The sequence below is a fragment of the Myxococcus sp. AM010 genome (assembly GCF_013372585.1).
Classification (GTDB): Bacteria; Myxococcota; Myxococcia; order Myxococcales; family Myxococcaceae; genus Myxococcus; species Myxococcus vastator.
In genome coordinates this window covers 1-17,783 of sequence record NZ_JABXEO010000123.1, presented here as the reverse complement: position 1 = coordinate 17,783, position 17,783 = coordinate 1, and the positions used below count along the sequence as shown (strand labels likewise).

Sequence of the window (17,783 nt, the reverse complement as noted above, 5' to 3'; positions counted from 1 at the left end):
GTGATGGCGCCCGTGCCCCCGCCGGGCGCCATCACCTACCCCAACGAAGGCGACGCCAAGGCCCCCGCCGCGCGCCAGTCCTGAGCCCGGCGCCGCCGCGGCGTCACGGGGTCGGCGCGTCCGGCGCCACGGGCAGCACGACGTGGAAGGTGCTGCCCGCGCCCTCCCCGCCAGGGGACTCCGCCCAGATGCGACCGCCGTGGCGTTCGACGATGCCGCGCGCAATCGACAGGCCCAGGCCCAGGCCGCCGTAGGCAATCCCGTGCGCGCGGTTGAAGCGCTCGAAGATGTCCTCCAGCTTCTCACCGGGGATGCCCAGCCCGTGGTCCACCACCTCCACGTGCACGCGCCCCGCCTCCTCGCGGGCGGCGAGCCGGATGCGCCCGCCCTCCGGTGAGTAGCGCAGCGCGTTCGACACCAGGTTGGTGAACACCTGGTCCAGCCGCTCGCGGTCTCCGGGCACCACCAGTCCCTCGGGGGCGTCCAGCTCAATGTGCTGGCCTTCGGGCAGCGGCTCGAAGTGCCCGGCCACGTCGCGCAGCAGCGCGCCCACGTCCAGCGCCTTCGGCTCCAGGTGCAGCTCGCCCCGCTGGATGCGCCTCACGTCGAGCAGGTTCTCCACCAGCTTCGCCATGCGATTCACGCTGCGGTGGATGCCTTGCAGCGCCTTGTCCACGCCCGGCGCCAGCGTGTCGCCCGCCTTCACCGAGGCCAGGTGCGCATACCCCCGCGCGGCCTGCAGCGGCGTGCGCAGCTCGTGCGCCGCCATGGTGAGGAACATGTCCTTCGCTTCACTGGCCGCCCGCAGCGTCTCCACCGCGCGGCGCGCGTCGTCGATGTCCGTCGCCGTGGCGACCCAGCCGGCGAGCTGGCCCCGCTCATCGCGCTCGGGAATCGTGCGCGTCAGGAACCAGCGGTACGCCCCATCCGCCCCCCGCAGCCGGCACTCCTGTTCCAGCGGGTGGCCCGTGCACTGCGCCACCTGCCAGGCGCTCCGAAGGCTGGAGGCGTCCTCCGGGTGCAGGCAGGTCAGGGTGTCCTTCCACCTCCGCCCCTGCTCCGGCGACAGCCCCGCGTAGTCCAGCCAGCCCCGGTTGGCGTAGCCGATGGTGCCATCCAGCAGCAGCTCCCAGACGAACTGGGGCATGGTGTCCACCAGCCGGCGGAAGCGCAGCTCGCCCTGCTGCTCCAGCATCCGGCGCTCGTGCTCCCACAGCGCGGACTCGTGCCGCTGGAGCCGCTGCTGATGGAGGTACAGCCCGACGAAGGCCTCCACCTTCCAGCGCAGCACGTCCGGGTGGAAGGGCTTCACCACGTAGTCCGCCGCGCCCACCGTGTAGCCATGCACCAGGTGGGCCTCGTCGCGGCTGTGCGCGGTGAGGAAGATGATGGGCGTGTAGCGGGTGCGCTGGCGCTGGCGGATGAGGCGGGCCGTCTCGAAGCCGTCCACGCCGGGCATCTGCACGTCCAGCAGGATGACGGCGAACGCCTCCCGCAGCAGCCACCGCAGGGCCTCGGGACCGGAGGACGCCCTCACCAGCCGCTGGCCCAGCGGCTCCAGGACGGCCTCCAGCGCGAGCAGGTTGGCCGCGTTGTCGTCCACCAGCAGGACACTCGTGGCGAGCGGCTCCAGCCGGGTGGGCGCATGGAACGTGGGTTGCTCGGGCATGGTCACCCGCGACGCCTCCCTTCGTGCATGACCCCAGGCGGTAATGCGCCCCCGACGATTTGGCAACAGGTCCGGTTCGCCCAGCCCGTGGGTCCCCGGCAGGCGGGCGGCCTCAGCGGCCCCCGGTCAGGACGGCCCCATCATGGTGCCGCCCTGGGGCGCCCACCAGTCCGCGAAGAGGACCGCACCGGGCCAGTGATGGCCCGACAACACCTTCCAGCGCGGCAGGAGGTCCTACCGTGTGGCCCGCTACACCACCGCCCGCTGGAGCATCCGCGCGAGCATGTCCGCGCTGCGCTCGCTGCTGAACGTCGTCTCCACCTTGCGGCGGCCCGCCTCTCCCAGCCGGTGGGCTTCCTGGGCGTCGCGCGCCACGGCCTCCAGCTTGTCCGCCAGGACGCGGGGCTGCTGCGGGGGCACGAGGACTCCGTCCACGCCGTCATCCACCAGCTCCGGCACGCCGCCCGCGCCCGTCACCACCACGGGCACGCGCATGGCCATGGCCTCCATGATGGCCACGCCCAGCGGCTCCTGGAGGCTGGCCAGCGCGAAGAGGTGCGCGCGCTCGATTTCACCGCGCACCGTGTCCTCGCTCACCGCGCCCAGCAACGTCACCGCGTCGCCCAGGCCCGCCTCCTGGATTCGGGCCTCCAGCACCTTGCGGTACGTGGTGCCGCCGGCCTCGTCCTCGCCCGCGATGGACAGCCGCGCGTCCAGCCCCTTCGCGCGCAACATCCCCACCGCGTCAATGAGGTCCGCGTGGCCCTTGCAGGGGTTGAGGCGCCCGCAGGAGAAGAGGCGCAGCGGGCCCTCCCCCGTCCACGCCGCGTAGGGCACGGAGCGGTTGAACTTGCTCAGCTCCACGCCCATGGGCGCCAGCTCGATGCGCGGCGGCAGGGCGCCCGCCAGTTCGTCATTCACTTCCTGGAGCAGCTTCTTCGTAATCACGAAGGCGAATTGCGCGTGGCGCCACTTCTCACGCTGGTTGGGGCCGTAGTCGTCCAGCGGCCCGTGCAGCGTCAGGCTGTAGGGCAGCCCCGACAGGAGGTGCGCGAAGAGCGCCACGTGCGCGGCGTTGGCGCACGAATGGACGTGGACGTGCGTCCAGCCCCGCTCCCGCGCCAGCGACGCCAGCCGGCCGCCCATGACGGCGAAGGCCAGCAGCTGCGCGCGGCCCTTCGCGTCCAGCCCCTCCGCCCGGGCGATGGAGGCCAGGCACCGGGCCCAGCCCGTGGGCATGGCGCGGGCCACCTCCGCGGCGGCCTTGGCCACCCCCAGCGGCCCCGGCGGCGCCAGGTACTCCGTGCGCGACATGGCCTCGCGCGCCCAGCTGTGCGAGATGATGCGCGCGGGAGGCGGGCGCGTGGACACCAGCTCCGGCGTCACGCCCTTCCCCGGCAGCGCCTGCAGCTCGCGCCAGAAGAAGATGTGCGTCTGTCCAGGGAACTCGGGAATCAAATAGCCAATCTTCTGCACAGCGGATGGCATAACACGCCTGCCCGCCCCCGACACGACGTGGGTGGGGGTCTACCCAGCCCGTCACGAGGCCTTCATGCGCGCGGTGGGGAGGGCTTCCCGGGCCCCGCCGGGTCGCCCGAGGCGCGCGCCACGCAACGCCCGGTCCGGGAGGCGCTGACCGTTACGCGTCACCGGTGCGCGCCTCGGCAGCCAGGCGGGCCGTCGCGCCCCGGACTGCCCGGAGAGGCCGTTGGGCCGCCGCCACGCGTTGCGCTATACCAAGCCCCTCCCCATGGCCGCCGATTCCAGCGCACCTCCCGCCGACGCCACCTCGACCGACAGCGCCATTCCATCCCCGGCGCTGCAACGGCTGTGGTTCGCCCTGGAGCGCCACGCGTGGAGCTTCCTCACGGTGGTGCCTGCCCACCCAGGCGCCCCGGGGCTCGAGGCCGCCACGGCCGTGCTGGAGGCGGGCGCGCCCTACGCCTACACGCAGAAGATCCACCTGGAGGACGCCACCGGCCTGTCGCCCACCGCCGCCGCGCAGAAGGTGCTGGAGCTGCGCGAGCGCGTGTCCCGGGGTGAGCGCGTCGTCGCCGTCATCGACTCGCTGATGACCCGCCCGGCCAGCCTGCCCCTGGCGCTGGCCGCGGACGGCTGCCTCCTCTGCGTCACCCTGGGCGAGACGGACTTCGGCGCCGCCAGCAAAACCCTGGAGTTCGTGGGCCGCGAGCGCTTCCTCGGCAGCGTCACCTTTCCCCGGCTGACGAAGAAGCAGCGCCGGGCGGCTTCCCAGAAGAAGAAGGCATGAGCTCCACCTCCGCGCCCCGGCTCAGCGTCGTCATCGCCACGTACAACCGGCTGCCCCTCATCACCCGGCTGCTGTGGCAGCTGGCCGGGCAGACGCTGCCGCCCGAGCAGTTCGAGGTCGTCGTGGTGGACGACGGCTCCAAGGAGCCCGCCCGCGAGCCACTGCGAGCCCTGGCCCTGCCCTACACCCTGCGCGTGGAGGTGCAGCAGAACGCGGGCGCCGCCGCCGCCCGGCACCGGGGCGTCATGGCCGCCCGGGGTGAAGTGGTGCTCGTCACGGATGACGACATGCAGGTGGGCCCGGACTTCCTGGAGCGGCACCTGTCGCACCATCCGGAGGGCTCGCGCACCGTGGTGCTGGGCCGCATCCGGCCGGACCCTTCCATTGGCGACATGCCGTTGTTCGAGCGCTGGTACGCGTACCTCAACAACCGCATGGCCGAGGAGCTCTCCACCCCCGGCGCCCGCGCCCGCGGCGTCCACCTGTTCACCGGCAACGTGTCCTTCCCCCGCGCGGACTACGTGGGCGTGGGCGGCTTCGACAAGTCGTTGGGCCAGTCGGAGGACGTGGAGCTGGGCGTGCGGCTGGAGAAGGCCGGCTGCGCCTTCGTCTTCGCGCGCGACGCGTACGTGCGGCACGGCAGTGACCACCTCTCCTTCGAGCGCTGGCTGAAGCGCGCGCACCGCTACGGCATGTTCGACACGCAGGTGGCCCGGAAGCACCCGGACGTGCGCGACGTCAATCCGTGGCGGCTGCTCTTCCAGACCAACCCCCTCACCCGCCCGCTGCTGGCCGCGACCCTGGTGGCGCCGGACGCGTCCCGCGTGCTGACGCGCGCGGTGATGCACGCCGCCAACGCCGCGGACAAGCTGGGCCTGGAGAAGGCCGCCTTCGCCGGCACCTCCGTGGTGTACGGGATGGAGTATCTGCGCGGCGCGCGCGGCGAGGCCGGCGGCTGGACGGGCATCGCCCGCGAGGTCGCTCGCTACCTGCAGGGCCGGGGGGAGTAGTCACACACCATGCTGAAGGTCAGGGACTCGATGATTGGCTCGCTCGTCACGGATGCGCTGGAGCTGGCGAAGGCCGCCAATGGCAGCTCGGACGCGAAGTCCATTGCCAAGGTGGTGCTGACCAGTGACTCGTACCGCATCACCGCGCTCAACCGCGCCCGCGAGGCCGCGCTGACCTACCGCATCCCCCTGCTGAACCACGTGCTGCGCGTGGCGCAGACGGCGGTGATGGGGATTGAGATTGGGAAGGACGTCACGCTCGGCAAGGGCGTGTACTTCGTGCACAGCCTGGGCGTCGTCATCGGCGGCGACGCGCGCATCGGCGACCGCGTGCGCTTCTACGGGAACAACACCGTGGGCACCGCGAAGGACAACGGCTATCCCGTCATCGAGGATGACGTCTGGATTGGCGCGGGGGCTCGCATCCTGGGGCCGGTGCGCATCGGCGCGCGCTCGCGCATCGGCGCCAACGCGGTGGTGCTCCAGGACGTGCCGCCGGACAGCGTGGCAGTGGGGATTCCCGCCCGCATCTTCCCGCGCAAGGACTCGGACGACGTCGCGCTGTAGCGGGGCGGGCGGGCGCGGCCGTGGAGCGCACCGCGCGGGCGTTCGCGGATGGAGTCGCGCGCTGGCCCGGTGGCGGCAGCACGCGCATGGAGGAAGGTGTGAAGCGTTCGCGGATGGAGTGGCGCTCTAGCGCGGTGACGGCAGCGCCTTCAGGAAGGACGGAGTGATGCGTTCACGGACGAAGGCTGGCGCCGCTGTCCTATCGGGTGCGCTGCTGGCCGGGGGCACTGTCACTGTCGCGTGGGCCGTCGGCGCGGAAGCGCCAGGCGCTGCAGGAGCGAGCAGCGCGGCGCCCGACACGAGCAACGCAGCGGAGACGCGCGGCACGACGGCCACGACGCCGGGCACCGAGAAGACCGCGCCGGTGATGCTGTACGACGGCGGCCTGTCCCCCGACTGGAAGGACCTCGGCTGGGCGCAGCGCGAGTTGCCCAAGGGCGCGCCGGCGCGCATGCGCCTGTTCAACTACGCCGGGTGGATTCTCTACCGGCCCAAGCTGGAGGGCACCTTCGGCGCGCTGACGTTCCGCTTCAGCGCGCCGGAGTCCTTCGGCGAGTTCCTGGAGGTCCGCCTGGACGCCCCGGGCGCCGCCAGCTTCCCGCGCGTCCCCATCATCCCCGAGCTCCAGGTCCGCAAGGACGGCGAGTGGTCTGAAATCGTCATCCCCATGGAGCAGCTCAACCCCAGCGGCCAGCCCTTCGACCGCGTGGTGCTGCGCGCCTCCAAGAGCGTGGGCCGGGAGTGGGTGCTGTTCGACAAGGTGGCGCTGGTGCCGCTGCCGCCAGACCTCGCCGCCGCGCTGGCCGCGGGGGGCGGACGCACGGGCCAGGGCAGCGGCCGCGAGGCGCCGATGACCATCGACTGCACCGCGCCGAGCCACCCCATCAGCCCGCTCATCTACGGCATCGCCTTCGACGGGTTGACGGAGAAGCGCGACACGCACCAGTACGAGGTCGGCGCCACCACGCGCCGCTGGGGCGGCAACCCCACGTCCCGCTACAACTGGAAGCTGGGCGGCGCGTGGAACACCGCGAACGACTGGTTCTACCAGAACGTCGACATCGGCCTGAGCTACGACGACTTCCTGGAGTCCAACCGCAAGCACGGCATGACGTCCGCGCTGACGGTGCCCATCCTGGGCTGGGTGGCCAAGGACACGAAGTCAGCGGGCTTCCCGGTGACGCGCTTCGGCCCGCAGCAGCAGGAGGACAACGGCGCGGGCAACGGCCTGGCCCGGGATGGCACGCCGCTGAAGCCCGGCGCGCCGACGCTCACCAGCACCGAGGCGCCTCCGGAGTTCGTCGCCGAGTGGATCCGCGCCATCCGGAAGAAGGACCAGGCGCGGGGCCAGCGCAGCGTCCAGACGTACATCCTGGACAACGAGCCCATGCTCTGGAACTCCACGCACCGCGACGTGCACCCGGAGCCGCTGTCCTATGACGGGCTGCTGGAGCGCACGATTGCCTACGGCACGGTGGTGCGGAAGGAAGACCCGGAGGGCCTCATCGCGGGCCCGGCCGAGTGGGGCTGGACGAACTACCTGTGGTCCGCGGCGGACTTCACGCCGGGGAAGATGCCGCACTCCGACCGGCGCGCGCACGGCAACGTCCCCCTGGTGCCCTGGTACCTGCGGCAGCTGCGCGAGCACGAGAAGAAGACGGGCGTGCGGCTGCTCGACATATTGGACCTGCACTTCTATCCCCAGACGAACGTGGGCGTCGGCCTGGAGGGCAACACGGACCCGGCCACCAACGCGCGCCGCATCCGCTCCACGCGCGGGCTGTGGGATGCCACGTACAAGGACGAGTCCTGGATTGGCGAGCCCGTGCGCCTCATCCCGCGCATGAAGGAGTGGATTGCGGACAACTATCCGGGCCTGCGCATCTCCATTGGTGAGTACAACTTCGGCGCCTTCCGGCACATGAGCGGCGGCCTGGCCCAGGCCGAGGCGCTGGGCCGCTTCGCGCAGGAGAACATCTACTCCGCCTACTTCTGGCAGTACCCCACCGAGGGCTCGCCGGTGTTCTGGGCGTTCCGCGCGTTCCGGAACTTCGACGGCAAGGGCAGCCGCTTCCAGGACTGGTGGGTGCCCGCGAAGGCCGCAGAGGGCACCAGCGTGTTCGCCTCACGCGATGAGGCGGCCGGCAAGCTGGTGGCGGTGGTGCTCAACTTCGACCCGGACCAGACCGCCCAGGCGCAGATTCAACTCAAGGGCTGCGGGACACTCGACAGCGTGCGCGTGCTGGGCTACTCGGGCGCACCTGGGGGGTTCACCGAGCAGACTCCCGGTGCGAAGGCCGCGGGCTCCCTGACACAGCGGCTGCCGCCCTATTCCATGACCGTGCTCGACCTGACGGTGAAGAAGCCATGAGCTCCGCCGCGACGCCCGTACCTCCACAGACCCCGTTCACCCCTGGCCGCGCGCGCCTGAGCATCGGCCAGCTCGCCATCGACCAGCTCACCTTCGAGGAGGCGGTGACGGAGATTGGCCGGCTGGTGGACTCGCGCCAGGGTGGCTACGTGTTCACCGCCAACGTGGACCACGTGGTGCTGGCCGAGGACAACGTGCAGTTCCGCGAGGCGTACTCGCGCGCCGCGATTTCGGTGGTGGATGGGATGCCCATCGTCTGGGCCTCGCGCGCCATGGACGTGCCGCTGCCCGAGCGCATCGCCGGCTCGGACCTCATCCTCCCGCTGATGAAGCTGGGGGCGGAGCGCAAGTGGCGCGTGTTCCTGCTGGGCGCGGGCCCCGGCGTGGCGGAGAAGGTGGGCCGCATCGTCGGCGAGCAGTTCGGCGTGGAGGTGGTGGGCTGGGATTCGCCCATGGTGCGCGTGGACGGCGGTGACGCGCAGAACGACCCGATTGTCGCGAAGATTCGCGAGAAGGATCCACACCTGCTGCTGGTGGCGCTGGGCAGCCCGAAGCAGGAGGTGTGGATTTCGCAGGTGGCGTCCAAGCTGGGCCCCACGACGGCGATTGGCATTGGCGCGGGGCTGGACTTCATCGCCGGCACGGCGAAGCGCGCGCCCGCGTGGATTTCTCGCGCGGGCTTCGAGTGGCTGTACCGGCTGGTCAACGAGCCCAAGCGCCTGTGGCGGCGGTACATCCTGAATGACTCCCGCTTCGCCACGATTCTGCTGCGCGAGTTCTGGGAGCGGACGGGGACGAAGAAGCCGGAGTAGCCGCCCGCGTCACACGGGGGTGAACTTCATCCCCGTGGCGCCGGACCGCTCCAGGGCGACCTTGAGGTCCTCGGAGACGATGAGGGCCCCCGTCCATCCCCAGGTGCGGAACATCCGCGCATCGCCGACCTGGGTGGGGTCGATGCGCAAGCCCGAGATGGAGAAGTAGGTCCCGACCTTTTCCGGCATGCCGTCCTCGGGCTCCCAGTAACGGACCTCTGAGGAGTGGGCATCATCAATGCACCGGATGAGCCGGAGGGCATTCAGCACGAGGTACTGGTCGGGCTGTGAAGGGATGTCGACCGGTAGGAACTGGACCTCGTCCGGCACCCGCTCCGCGAGCAGGGACGCCACTCGGACGTGCACGACGGGAATGCTGTACGGCGCATGGGTGAAGTCGAGCGGACGGCCGGGCTCCTCAATGGAAACCTCCAACCGGCCCGTCATTGAGAGACGGGCTCCGCTCCTGAGCAGCGCCGGTTGCATCTCGGCTGCATCGGGGTCGACGAGGGCCCCAAGCTCCCAGCGTTTGGGCAGATGCATGTCATCCGTGAGCTGGAAGTACCGCTTCGCCATGATGGAACCCTCCTAGCGCCGCGAGCCCGAAGTCACCAGTGTGTTGAGCCGCGTGCCGGGTGTCGTGACCTCTCGAGCCAGGCGGTTCAGCGCCCGGGTCAGCGCCTCGCGACATTGGACAATGGTCCGACAGGTGCTCGTGGCCTCTTCGAGCGTGAAGAGGACCTGCTCGTGGTACTCGCGAGGATGCGGCCCTCGGTGCGCTGCCACGGGAACAATGTTCTCAGGGTCCTTCAGCTCCATCCCTGCCCGTTTGAAGATGGCCTTGAATCGCGGCGTCCACGGCCCACCCCGCGCCTTCGACACATCATTCTTGTTCGTGGCGATGTGGTGCTTCTGCGTGCGGCGCGCGCCGTCCGTTCCACCAGCCGTCATGGCCACGGCATGCGGTGCCAGCGCTACGGTGAAGCCCTCAGCCGTCATCGCCACCGACTCCACGCTCCCGAGCGCCGCGTACCGGTAGCCCGCCTGCACCTCGACGTTCAGCGCCGCCTGTGAGGAGCCCGGCAGCCTGGGCGCCTTCGCCGCCAGCCCCGCCGTGTTCCCGATGGCCGCCGTGGCCAGCATGACGAAGATGCGCGCGGCGCTCTCTCCGAGCACCTCGCCGTAGTCCTCTCCCGCCGCGCTGAGCTGCTCGAAGGTCGTGGCCCAGTCCACCTGGCGCACCAGGGCAATCCACCCGTCCAGCAAGCGCCACACCGTGTCCACGCCCAGGTAGGCAATGGCGACGGCGGTCAGGGTGGCCGCCACGCCCTTGCTCACGGGCTCGGGCAGCGACCAGAGGAGCAGGTACATGCTGACGGAGGCACTCACCGTCGCCAGCAGCGCCTGTGGGTCGGCCATGTCGCGAAGCGCCTCGGCCGTCTCGGCCCACACCGAGTCCATGGCGATGGCCATCGCCAGCGTGTACTTCCCATCGCTGGCCAGCAGCGGGCCTTCATCCAACAGTCGAAGACAGTCCCCGGGCTGCCGCTTCCGCGCGCACCATCGGCCGTAGTCGCGCGTCAGTTCTTCGTCCGCGTAAGCCATCAACAAGCGGGGGCCGTCCGCGCGCTCCTCCATGGGAATCAGCCGCTGGCTTCGGCGTTCGTATGCGTAGACGCCACTCCTGACCGGCACCCCGAAGCGGTGTCGCGCATCGCGCAGGGGATGCAGCGAAGGCTCCACCTCCCGCGCCAAGGACACCACGGCGGCCTCGAACGCTTCGTCGTCGAGTTCCACGGAACCGGCGCCTTCCACGCCGCGCGGTGTGTGTACGATGGGCGCCGCGGTTCCCGTGTCCAGCCGAACCACACGCACCGTCGAGCACGCGGGCCCGATGAGCAGCAGCAAGAACACCCAAATCAGTCGCATCGGCACCCCGTGGCCTCGAGTCCATGCGAGGCGCCCCGTCAAACCTGGCTCCCAAGCGTGACACGAGGACCTCGCCGCGAACCGGCTGGAGCGCGCCTGCGCATTGGCCAACTCGCCATCGACCCGCTCACCTTCGAGGAGTCGGTGACGGAGATTGGTCGGCTGGTGGACTCGCGCGCCAACGGGACGACGCGGGCAATTCGTTGCACGATGCTATCATCGGGGCCCGTCCATCCGGGCGGCCACATGAGGAGGCTTTGTGCAAATGAAGTCGCTCGTCAAAGGCGTGCTGCTGACTGCTTCGCTGCTGTCGATGGGATGTGGTGGACCGGTGGACGCAGGGTCGTCTGCCGAGGACCTGATGCAGTCGCAGGAGCAGGGCGTCTATGCCTGCTCGGATGGCGACGTCACGGTCTACTGCAATGACCGCTTCAACTGCTGCTCGGCAATGCCTGGCCAGCCGTACTGTTCTCCCGTGTCGTGTCCGTAGGCGGGACTGACGTCCTCGTCGCGTGCTCACCCGCTGGCCGGGGGTGAGTCGCCGTCAACGGGGACGCTTGTCCCAGGGAGCGCGTGTGCACGTGAGCCCTGAAGACGTGGCGTCGGGGAGCCGAAGCCGCGGATGAGCCACACGCCATTCAGCGAAGGGCGTGTGCCGTCGCGGGTTGGGGCACCCGTATCCACGGGTTCAAATCCTGTCTCCCAGACCACGTCATGAAGCGGGCTGGAATCTCGTGAAGACGGCGAAGCCCGCGAAGGTCCTGAGGCAGCGTCCTCCGACGAAGAAGCAGGCACCAGTGGGGCTGCTTGTCAGCGTCCGGTGTTATCCCCACACTGTCGGCATGGGCTACGGCGCTCGAAAGCTGGACCATCCTGCCACCCTCGCCGACATCGACGCGCTTCAGGAGGGGGGCGTGGGGGAGATCATCGATGGGACGCTCTATGCGCATCCGCGTCCGATGGCGGGGCACTCCTATTTGGAGAGCAGGCTCATCGCCGAGTTGGACGGGCCCTTTCAACGGGGACGCGGAGGGCGTGATGGCTGCTGGCTGAGCGTGGAGTCCAGGTAGAGGGCTCGCCGGAGTTCGTTCCGGACCTGGCCGGGTGGCGTCGCGAGCGCGTCCCCGAGTTCCCCACCAGGCGGTGGACGCTCGCTCCGGACTGGGCCTGCGAGATTCTCCCCCCCAGCACCCGTGCGTACGACCAGCGCATCAAGCGCCCCTTCTACGCGCGCATCGGCATCCGCCATCTCTGGTTCATCGACCTGGATGCGCGCACGCTCACCGTGAGCGACCTCATGAACGACCGCTGGGTCGAGCTGGGCGTCCATGGTGACGAGGACCTCATCCGGGCCGCGCCGTTCGAGGACTTCGAGCTGATGCTCGGTGCGCTGTAGCCTCCGTCCCGGCGCGGAGAGGACACGTAGGCTGTTCTCCTCAGTAGGCTCGATGTCATGAAACCTCCGCTCGAACTCCCCGAGGACCTCCGACGAAGGCTCCGCTCGCACTCACCGGAACTCGAGTCCGGCATCGAGCGGTTCCTCGCAATGGCACCTTCCCCGTGCCTGTACATCCGCTCGGAGCGCGTCTCTCGCTCGCCCCTCCGGCCCTCCCTCCTCCACAGGCTGATGGGCCACAGGGCCGCGCAGCCCGTGCTCCCCACGCTCGACAGCAAGTTCGGCGGCATCCCCTACGTCGAAGAGGCGGGCTTGGCGTGGGAGGGCTTCCACTTCCTCGGGCAGCTCAACTTCACCCAACTGAGTGAGGCTCCTGCCGTGTTGCCTCGGCGGGGTCTCTTCGCGCTCGACCGCGACCTTCGTGCCCCGGACTGCTCCGTCAACTCGTTCCGGGTGCGCTGGTATCCGGAGCCCACCGAAGCGCGCGCCCGCCCTGTCTCACCGCCTCCCTGCGTCGGACGCTGGGAGACGCGGATGCGGTTCTCCGCTGGCTGGTCACTCCCGGGAGGTGACGCGTGGGAAGCGCCACTGTCCTCAGGTGACGCGCAACTCCGTGACACCTGGAACGCCTGGGCGCCTTCAGGCTACCTGGAGGATGAGCGGAGTCCGGGCACCCATCGCCTGTCCGGGCACCGCAGCGCGGGGCTCGATGCGCCCTACGCCTTCGTACCGCCTCCCGGGCGTGACAGCGCCCCGCGGGCGTACGCACAGCTTTTGCGCATCGACTTCGACAACGCCTCCGGATTCCAGTGGGGAACGAACTGGCCCTACGTGCTCCTCCACCCCGAGGACCTCGCCGCGAACCGGCTGGAGCGCGCCGTCGTGACCTGGGCGAATGCCTGATCGCGCAGCGCAGATGAACTGAGCGACGGCGCCGCCGCAGTGGGCGTGTCCTCCGCGGCGTGTCGTCCATGGGCTGCGCGAGCGCCAAGCAGGGCAGGAGGAGCGACAGCAAGATGGAGCGGTTCGCGTGGGAGTGCATGCGCGCGGGGCACCTCGTCAGCGCACGGCGCGCGCGCGGATGCCATGCAATCACCTCCGTGCCGGACTTCATGCTGAACGGACCACGCGGCCACCCCAGGGGCCCCCTCGCGGCGGGGGGGCCGGAGTCACTCCCGTCGCTCGCTGTTCGGAAATGTCGGGGGTTTTGACGCCACAAAAGTCCCGACATTTCCGAACAGCTATCCACCGGGCTGCGCGCCCGACCCACAGGCATGAAACGCGTTAGCCTGCGCGTGGCGTAGGCACAGAGGTCGGCGCGTCATGGGTGCAGGTGAGCCCGTCGAACAGTTGGACTCGGAGCCTGGTGAGCCCCCGAATCGTCGCCATCGCGCACCCAAGGGTGTGCCAAGAGCACGCACGGGGCCACAGCCTCCGGCTGCTCGCTTCATCCGCACGCCGCTATGAGTGAATCTGGAGGCACGCCCGCACCTCAGGCGCGCTCGACCTGCCAGCCAGGTCCTCACGCCGACCCCGCCGAGCATGCAATACCTGCCCCCATGTCCTCCTGGAACCGCGTGGCGGGAGCGGCGACTTCATTGCTGCGGCGGCACGTGCTGGCCTCGCTGAAGCAACACTCCGCCTGGAATGCCTTCGTCTCCCCTCCCCGCCCCGGACGTTGGGCACTTCGTGGCCCCCGAAGGTCTCCACGGCCCCCAAGCCACGCTGCTGCGCATCCGCTGACGCGGAGCACAGGCGCGGTTCCTCGGGGTGCTATCCTCGCCGGTTCCGAGGAATTGTGACGGCGCCCCCCTCTCCCCCGCCCGAGCAGGACGACGACTACGGCATGTCCCTGCCGGCGCTGGTCGTCCTGCGCATCAGCATCGTGTTCATCGAGCTGTTCACCCGTCTCTTTGACGTCCTGCTGCTGCTGCGCCGGCCCCGGCTGCTCCCGCCCTACCTGGGCCTGTGGCTGCGCGAGGTGCGCGTCTCCCCCTACCGCCTGAAGCGCTCGTTCGAAACGACGCGCGTCCTCCAGGCGAGCGGGCAGATTTTCAAGGAGCTGATGTACGGCGAGATGCCGGTGCACACGGGCGTGTGGCTCTTCTGGAAGGCGGGGCTGGGCCGTGGCTCGCGGCTGGTGGACCTGGGCGCGGGGCGGGGCCGCACGCTGCTGGCCGCGCGTTGGCTGGGCGCGGAGGCTCGCGGCGTGGAGTTGATGCAGCACCACGTCGACCTGGCGCGAAAGCCCGTGGAGGAGGCTGGGGCGCAACTCGTGCTTGGCGACGCGACGCAGGCGGACCTCCAGGACGCCACGCACGTCTTCACCAACTGGACGGCGCTGACACCCCAGACACGCGCCCGGCTGGTGGAGCGCTTCCGCACCTGCCGCCCCGGCACGCGCATCCTCACCGTGACGCGGCCGGTGGAGGCCCCAGGCTTCACGGTCCTCTCCAAGCACCGGCTCCTCTTCACCTGGGGACCGGAGCACGTCTGGATTCAAGAGCTCAGCGACCCTGCCCTGGGAGCTGCCAGCAGTTGACGTCGCGCGGCAGACGCCTGGGCTACTGGCGCGCGCGCCCGGTCCCTGCCACGCGGCGAAGAGGGCGCTATATAGCGCGGCCATGCCCACCCTCATCCTCAGCGCGCAGGACCTCCGCAGTCTCTACACCGTCGAGCTCGGCCTCACCGCCGTCGAGCGGGCCTTCCGCGCCCACGGCCTCGGCGAGTCGCTGATGCCGCCCAAGGTGTACCTGTCCCTGCCCTCCTACGACGGCGACTTCCGCGCCATGCCCGCGTTCCTCGACGGCGCCGCCGGCGTGAAGTGGGTCAACGCCCATCCGCGCAACCCGGAGAAGCACGGCCTGCCCACCGTCCGCGCCCTCTACATCCTCAGCGACCCGGACACCGCCTCCCCGCTGGCCATCCTCGACGGCACCCTGCTCACCGCCTGGCGCACCGGCGCCGCCGGCGGCGTGGCCTCCAAGTTCCTCGCGAAGCCGCAGCCGCGCACCCTGGGCCTCGTCGGCTGCGGCGTGCAGGCCCGCGTGCTCATCGACTCGCACCGCGCCCTCTTCGGCGACGGCCTGGAGCTGCTGCTCGCCGACACCTCCGAGGCCGCCGCCAAGGCGCTCCAGGCCGAGAAGGGCGGCCGCATCGTCAGCACCCAGGAGGCCTGCGGCGCCGACATCGTCTGCACCGCCACCCCCGCCCGCGCCCCCGTGGTGAAGCGCGAGTGGCTCCAGCCCGGCGCCCACATCAACGCCATGGGCGCGGACGCCCCCGGCAAGCAGGAGCTGGACGCGCGCCTGCTCACCGAAGGCCGCGTCTTCATCGACGACACCGAGCAGGCCCTCCACTCCGGCGAGGTCAACGTCCCGCTGCATGACGGCCTCCTCCGCCCCGAGCAAATCGCCGGCACCCTGGGCGAGGTCGTCTCCGGCAAGAAGCCCGGCCGCACCCGCGACGCCGAGCTCACCGTCTTCGACTCCACCGGGCTCGCCCTCCAGGACGTGGCCCTGGCCCGCGCCCTCTACGACGCCGCGCTCGCCCGCGGGCTCGGCCAGGCGCTCGACATCGTCGGGAGCTGAAGTCCGCGAGGAGTCTCTCCGCGTCGGCAGACGTCGCGCCCGCCCTCCGCCCTGGGGCGGGTCCCCCGCGCCAGGAGGGCAAGTGCGGCGCCAACGGAGCGATGCGCGCCCGCCCCTCCCCACCGGGCCTGTGGCCCCGGACGCAAGCCGTCCCCAGGTTGGAGCAAGGCGGCGCGGGGCCCCATCCCACGGCCGGTTGACGGCCAGCCCAAGGCCCCCGGCCTCCCCTGCCCGGAAGCAGGGCCTAACTTGGAGCCGCGTGGGCGCCCGACACGCAGCCAACGGTCCTCCCGGCGAGGACGGCGCCCCCGGGCGGAGCGGAGCCGTCCGGGCGCTGCTGGGGAGCGTCACCGGCCCGGAGCAGCGCTTCTGGCTGCTCGTCGTCGCGGTGGGGCTCATCGCGGGGTTGGGCGCGGTGGCGCTGCTCAAGGTGCTGCGCTTCACCCAGCAGCTCTTCTGGCGCGGCACCGGTGAGGATTTCCTGGCCGGCGTCGCGGCGGCCCCCACGTGGCGCCGGGTGCTCATCCCGATTCTCGGCGGCGCGCTGGTGACGCTGCTGACGCTCATCGTCGGCCGGCCCATGCGGGGCCACGGCACCGCGGGCATCATCGAATCCATCTGGGTGAAGTCCGGCCGCCTGTCGCTGCCGCGCTCGCTGCTGCGGGGGCTGGTCTCCATCCTCGCCGTGGCGATGGGCGCGCCGCTGGGCCGCGAGGGCGCGCTCTTGTCCACCGGAGCGGCCAGTGGCTCGTCGCTGGCCCGCTGGCTGCGGCTGGGCCCCGGCCAGGCCCGCCTGCTGGTGGCCTGCGGCGCGTCCGCGGGCATGGCGTCCGCGTACAACGTCCCCATTGGCGCGGCCCTCTTCGGCCTGGAGGTGCTGCTGGGCAGCTTCGCGCTGGAGCTGTTCGGGCCCATCGTCGTCTCGTGCGTGGTGGCGACGCTCGTGTCGCGCGGCCTCATCGCGGACCACCCCAGCTTCGTGATTCCCAACTACGCGCTGATGCACCCGCGCGAGCTGGTGCTGGCCATGCTGCTGGGCGTGGTGCTGGGCGTCGCGTCCGCCGTCTACGTGCGCGGCATCAACGCCATGTCGGACCTGCTGGACCGGGCCTCCGCGTGGCTGGCGCCCTTCCTGCCCCTGCTGTCCATGACGGTGGTGGGCGTGACGGCGGTGTGGCTGCCGCGGCTGCTGGGCAACGGATATGACGCGGTGAACGCGGCGCTGCTCGGCGAGCTCCCCCTGGCCCACCTGCTGCTGCTGCCGCTGGCGAAGCTGGCCCTCACCGCCACCTGCGCGGGCGCCGGCGTCCCCGGTGGACTCTTCACCCCGTCCCTCTTCTACGGCGGCCTGCTGGGCGGCGCCTTCGGAGTCCTCGCCGAATGGGTGCTGCCCGGCGGCGCGCCCAGCGGCGCCTACGCCCTGCTGGGCATGGGCGCGGTGCTCGCGGGCACCACGCACGCGTCGGTGTCCGCGGTGCTCCTCATCTTCGAGCTCACCGGCGACTACCCGCTGGTGCTGCCGCTGATGCTCAGCGCGGTGGTGTCCGCGGTCGTCAGCCGGCGCCTGGAGCCGGAGTCGCTGTACACCTCCGTGCTCAACCGCCGCAACGTGCGCGTCCCCGCCACCGTGCCGCACTGGCTGCGCCAGGAAGGCGCCCGCGCGCTGCTCAAGCCCGTGCACCAGCGCGTGCCTCCGTCAGCGCCGATTCAGGAGGTGCTCGCGTTCCTCCTGGAGCAGCCCCTGGGCCAGGACCTCTACGTCACCGACGACGCGGGCCGGTACCGGGGCGCGCTGGTGCTCGACCAGCTGAAGGGGCACCTGCCGGACCACTCGCAGCTGCACGCCACCATCGCCGCGGACCTGATGGACGTGCGCGTGCGCCCGATTACGCCCGGCCTGTCCCTGGGCGAGGTCGCCGCCCGCTTCACGGAGACCTCCCTGGAGCGGCTGCCCGTCGTGGATGGGGAGCGGCGCCTGCTGGGCACAATCTCCAAACGGGACGTGTTGAAGCAGGGGACCTTCTGAGGGACGCGGCGTGGAAGACCGACGGAGGCTGCACGGACCGGCGCGCGCATGGAGCATCGTGCTCATGGGCCTGCTGTGCCTGGTGCTCAGCCTCGTCCTGCTCCGCCGCCCACCTCCCGAAGCCCCCGCGGTCACCCCACCGCC

Annotated in this window: 16 protein-coding genes; 12 read left to right on the top strand and 4 right to left on the bottom strand. The window is 70.9% G+C overall.

Features of this window, described 5'->3' with window-relative positions; all coding sequences use genetic code 11:
- Positions 1–103 precede the first annotated feature (103 nt).
- Both epsF and epsE read right to left on the bottom strand, forming a co-directional pair.
- Entirely contained in the window at positions 104–1,669 is a 1,566-nt protein-coding gene (gene epsF / locus HV826_RS33785; RefSeq protein ID WP_176421150.1) for a response regulator EpsF, read from the bottom strand.
- Positions 1,670–1,918: 249 nt separating this feature from the next.
- Positions 1,919–3,157, bottom strand: coding sequence for an exopolysaccharide biosynthesis GT4 family glycosyltransferase EpsE (gene epsE, locus HV826_RS33780; protein WP_176411258.1), 1,239 nt, complete (start codon positions 3,155–3,157; stop codon positions 1,919–1,921).
- 262 nt (positions 3,158–3,419) lie between these two features.
- Here epsE and HV826_RS33775 point away from each other — a divergent pair, with 262 nt between their 5' ends.
- The 5 genes from HV826_RS33775 to epsA all read left to right on the top strand — a co-directional run bounded on the left by HV826_RS33775 (position 3,420) and on the right by epsA (position 8,698).
- Entirely contained in the window at positions 3,420–3,938 is a 519-nt protein-coding gene (locus tag HV826_RS33775; RefSeq protein WP_255208466.1) for a hypothetical protein, read from the top strand.
- Complete coding sequence (gene epsD, locus HV826_RS33770; RefSeq protein WP_176421148.1) at positions 3,935–4,948, top strand: exopolysaccharide biosynthesis glycosyltransferase EpsD; 1,014 nt, start codon at positions 3,935–3,937, stop codon at positions 4,946–4,948. The genes HV826_RS33775 and epsD overlap by 4 nt, the downstream gene beginning before the upstream one ends.
- 9 nt (positions 4,949–4,957) lie before the next feature.
- Positions 4,958–5,515, top strand: coding sequence for a serine O-acetyltransferase EpsC (gene epsC, locus HV826_RS33765; protein ID WP_176421147.1), 558 nt, complete (start codon positions 4,958–4,960; stop codon positions 5,513–5,515).
- A 166-nt stretch (positions 5,516–5,681) separates the two neighbouring features.
- A complete protein-coding gene (gene epsB / locus HV826_RS33760; protein ID WP_176421146.1) occupies positions 5,682–7,886 on the top strand; it encodes a GH44 family glycoside hydrolase EpsB in 2,205 nt (734 codons plus the stop codon).
- Complete coding sequence (gene epsA / locus HV826_RS33755) at positions 7,883–8,698, top strand: exopolysaccharide biosynthesis glycosyltransferase EpsA (protein WP_176421145.1); 816 nt, start codon at positions 7,883–7,885, stop codon at positions 8,696–8,698. Before epsB ends, epsA begins: the two co-directional genes overlap by 4 nt.
- 9 nt (positions 8,699–8,707) lie before the next feature.
- Here epsA and HV826_RS33750 read toward each other — a convergent pair whose 3' ends face one another.
- Positions 8,708–9,274, bottom strand: a complete 567-nt coding sequence (locus HV826_RS33750; RefSeq protein ID WP_176421144.1) for an imm11 family protein — start codon at positions 9,272–9,274, stop codon at positions 8,708–8,710.
- Between the two features lie 12 nt (positions 9,275–9,286).
- Positions 9,287–10,627, bottom strand: coding sequence for an AHH domain-containing protein (locus tag HV826_RS33745; protein WP_176421143.1), 1,341 nt, complete (start codon positions 10,625–10,627; stop codon positions 9,287–9,289).
- Between the two features lie 265 nt (positions 10,628–10,892).
- On the opposite strand from HV826_RS33745, the gene HV826_RS33740 reads away from it, so the two are divergent.
- From HV826_RS33740 to HV826_RS33715, 7 genes are all read left to right on the top strand, one after another.
- On the top strand, positions 10,893–11,117 hold the full coding sequence (locus HV826_RS33740) for a hypothetical protein (protein WP_176421142.1): 225 nt from the start codon (positions 10,893–10,895) through the stop codon (positions 11,115–11,117).
- Between the two features lie 244 nt (positions 11,118–11,361).
- Positions 11,362–11,697 (top strand): hypothetical protein, encoded by a 336-nt coding sequence (locus HV826_RS37925; RefSeq protein ID WP_303623597.1) that lies wholly within the window; start codon positions 11,362–11,364, stop codon positions 11,695–11,697.
- Positions 11,670–12,023, top strand: a complete 354-nt coding sequence (locus HV826_RS37920) for a Uma2 family endonuclease (protein ID WP_368671054.1) — start codon at positions 11,670–11,672, stop codon at positions 12,021–12,023. The genes HV826_RS37925 and HV826_RS37920 overlap by 28 nt, the downstream gene beginning before the upstream one ends.
- Positions 12,024–12,173: 150 nt before the next feature.
- Positions 12,174–12,926: a DUF1963 domain-containing protein gene (locus HV826_RS33730; protein ID WP_176421141.1), complete on the top strand. Its 753-nt coding sequence runs from the start codon at positions 12,174–12,176 to the stop codon at positions 12,924–12,926.
- Between the two features lie 943 nt (positions 12,927–13,869).
- Positions 13,870–14,565 carry a class I SAM-dependent methyltransferase gene (locus tag HV826_RS33725; RefSeq protein ID WP_176421151.1) on the top strand — a complete coding sequence of 232 codons (696 nt, stop codon included), beginning with the start codon at positions 13,870–13,872 and terminating at the stop codon, positions 14,563–14,565.
- Between the two features lie 82 nt (positions 14,566–14,647).
- The gene (locus HV826_RS33720) at positions 14,648–15,613 is read left to right on the top strand and encodes an ornithine cyclodeaminase family protein (protein ID WP_176421140.1); all 966 of its coding nucleotides are present in this window, start codon (positions 14,648–14,650) and stop codon (positions 15,611–15,613) included.
- Positions 15,614–15,872: 259 nt separating this feature from the next.
- Positions 15,873–17,639, top strand: a complete 1,767-nt coding sequence (locus tag HV826_RS33715) for a chloride channel protein (protein ID WP_176421139.1) — start codon at positions 15,873–15,875, stop codon at positions 17,637–17,639.
- Positions 17,640–17,783: the final 144 nt, after the last annotated feature.

Bases quoted from the DNA above. Each gene is read 5' to 3' on its own strand.
- epsF (WP_176421150.1), bottom strand. From the start codon at position 1,669: ATGCCCGAGCAACCCACGTTCCATGCGCCCACCCGGCTGGAGCCGCTC.
- epsE (WP_176411258.1), bottom strand. From the start codon at position 3,157: ATGCCATCCGCTGTGCAGAAGATTGGCTATTTGATTCCCGAGTTCCCT.
- HV826_RS33775 (WP_255208466.1), top strand. From the start codon at position 3,420: ATGGCCGCCGATTCCAGCGCACCTCCCGCCGACGCCACCTCGACCGAC.
- epsD (WP_176421148.1), top strand. From the start codon at position 3,935: ATGAGCTCCACCTCCGCGCCCCGGCTCAGCGTCGTCATCGCCACGTAC.
- epsC (WP_176421147.1), top strand. From the start codon at position 4,958: ATGCTGAAGGTCAGGGACTCGATGATTGGCTCGCTCGTCACGGATGCG.
- epsB (WP_176421146.1), top strand. From the start codon at position 5,682: ATGCGTTCACGGACGAAGGCTGGCGCCGCTGTCCTATCGGGTGCGCTG.
- epsA (WP_176421145.1), top strand. From the start codon at position 7,883: ATGAGCTCCGCCGCGACGCCCGTACCTCCACAGACCCCGTTCACCCCT.
- HV826_RS33750 (WP_176421144.1), bottom strand. From the start codon at position 9,274: ATGGCGAAGCGGTACTTCCAGCTCACGGATGACATGCATCTGCCCAAA.
- HV826_RS33745 (WP_176421143.1), bottom strand. From the start codon at position 10,627: ATGCGACTGATTTGGGTGTTCTTGCTGCTGCTCATCGGGCCCGCGTGC.
- HV826_RS33740 (WP_176421142.1), top strand. From the start codon at position 10,893: ATGAAGTCGCTCGTCAAAGGCGTGCTGCTGACTGCTTCGCTGCTGTCG.
- HV826_RS33730 (WP_176421141.1), top strand. From the start codon at position 12,174: ATGGCACCTTCCCCGTGCCTGTACATCCGCTCGGAGCGCGTCTCTCGC.
- HV826_RS33725 (WP_176421151.1), top strand. From the start codon at position 13,870: ATGTCCCTGCCGGCGCTGGTCGTCCTGCGCATCAGCATCGTGTTCATC.
- HV826_RS33720 (WP_176421140.1), top strand. From the start codon at position 14,648: ATGCCCACCCTCATCCTCAGCGCGCAGGACCTCCGCAGTCTCTACACC.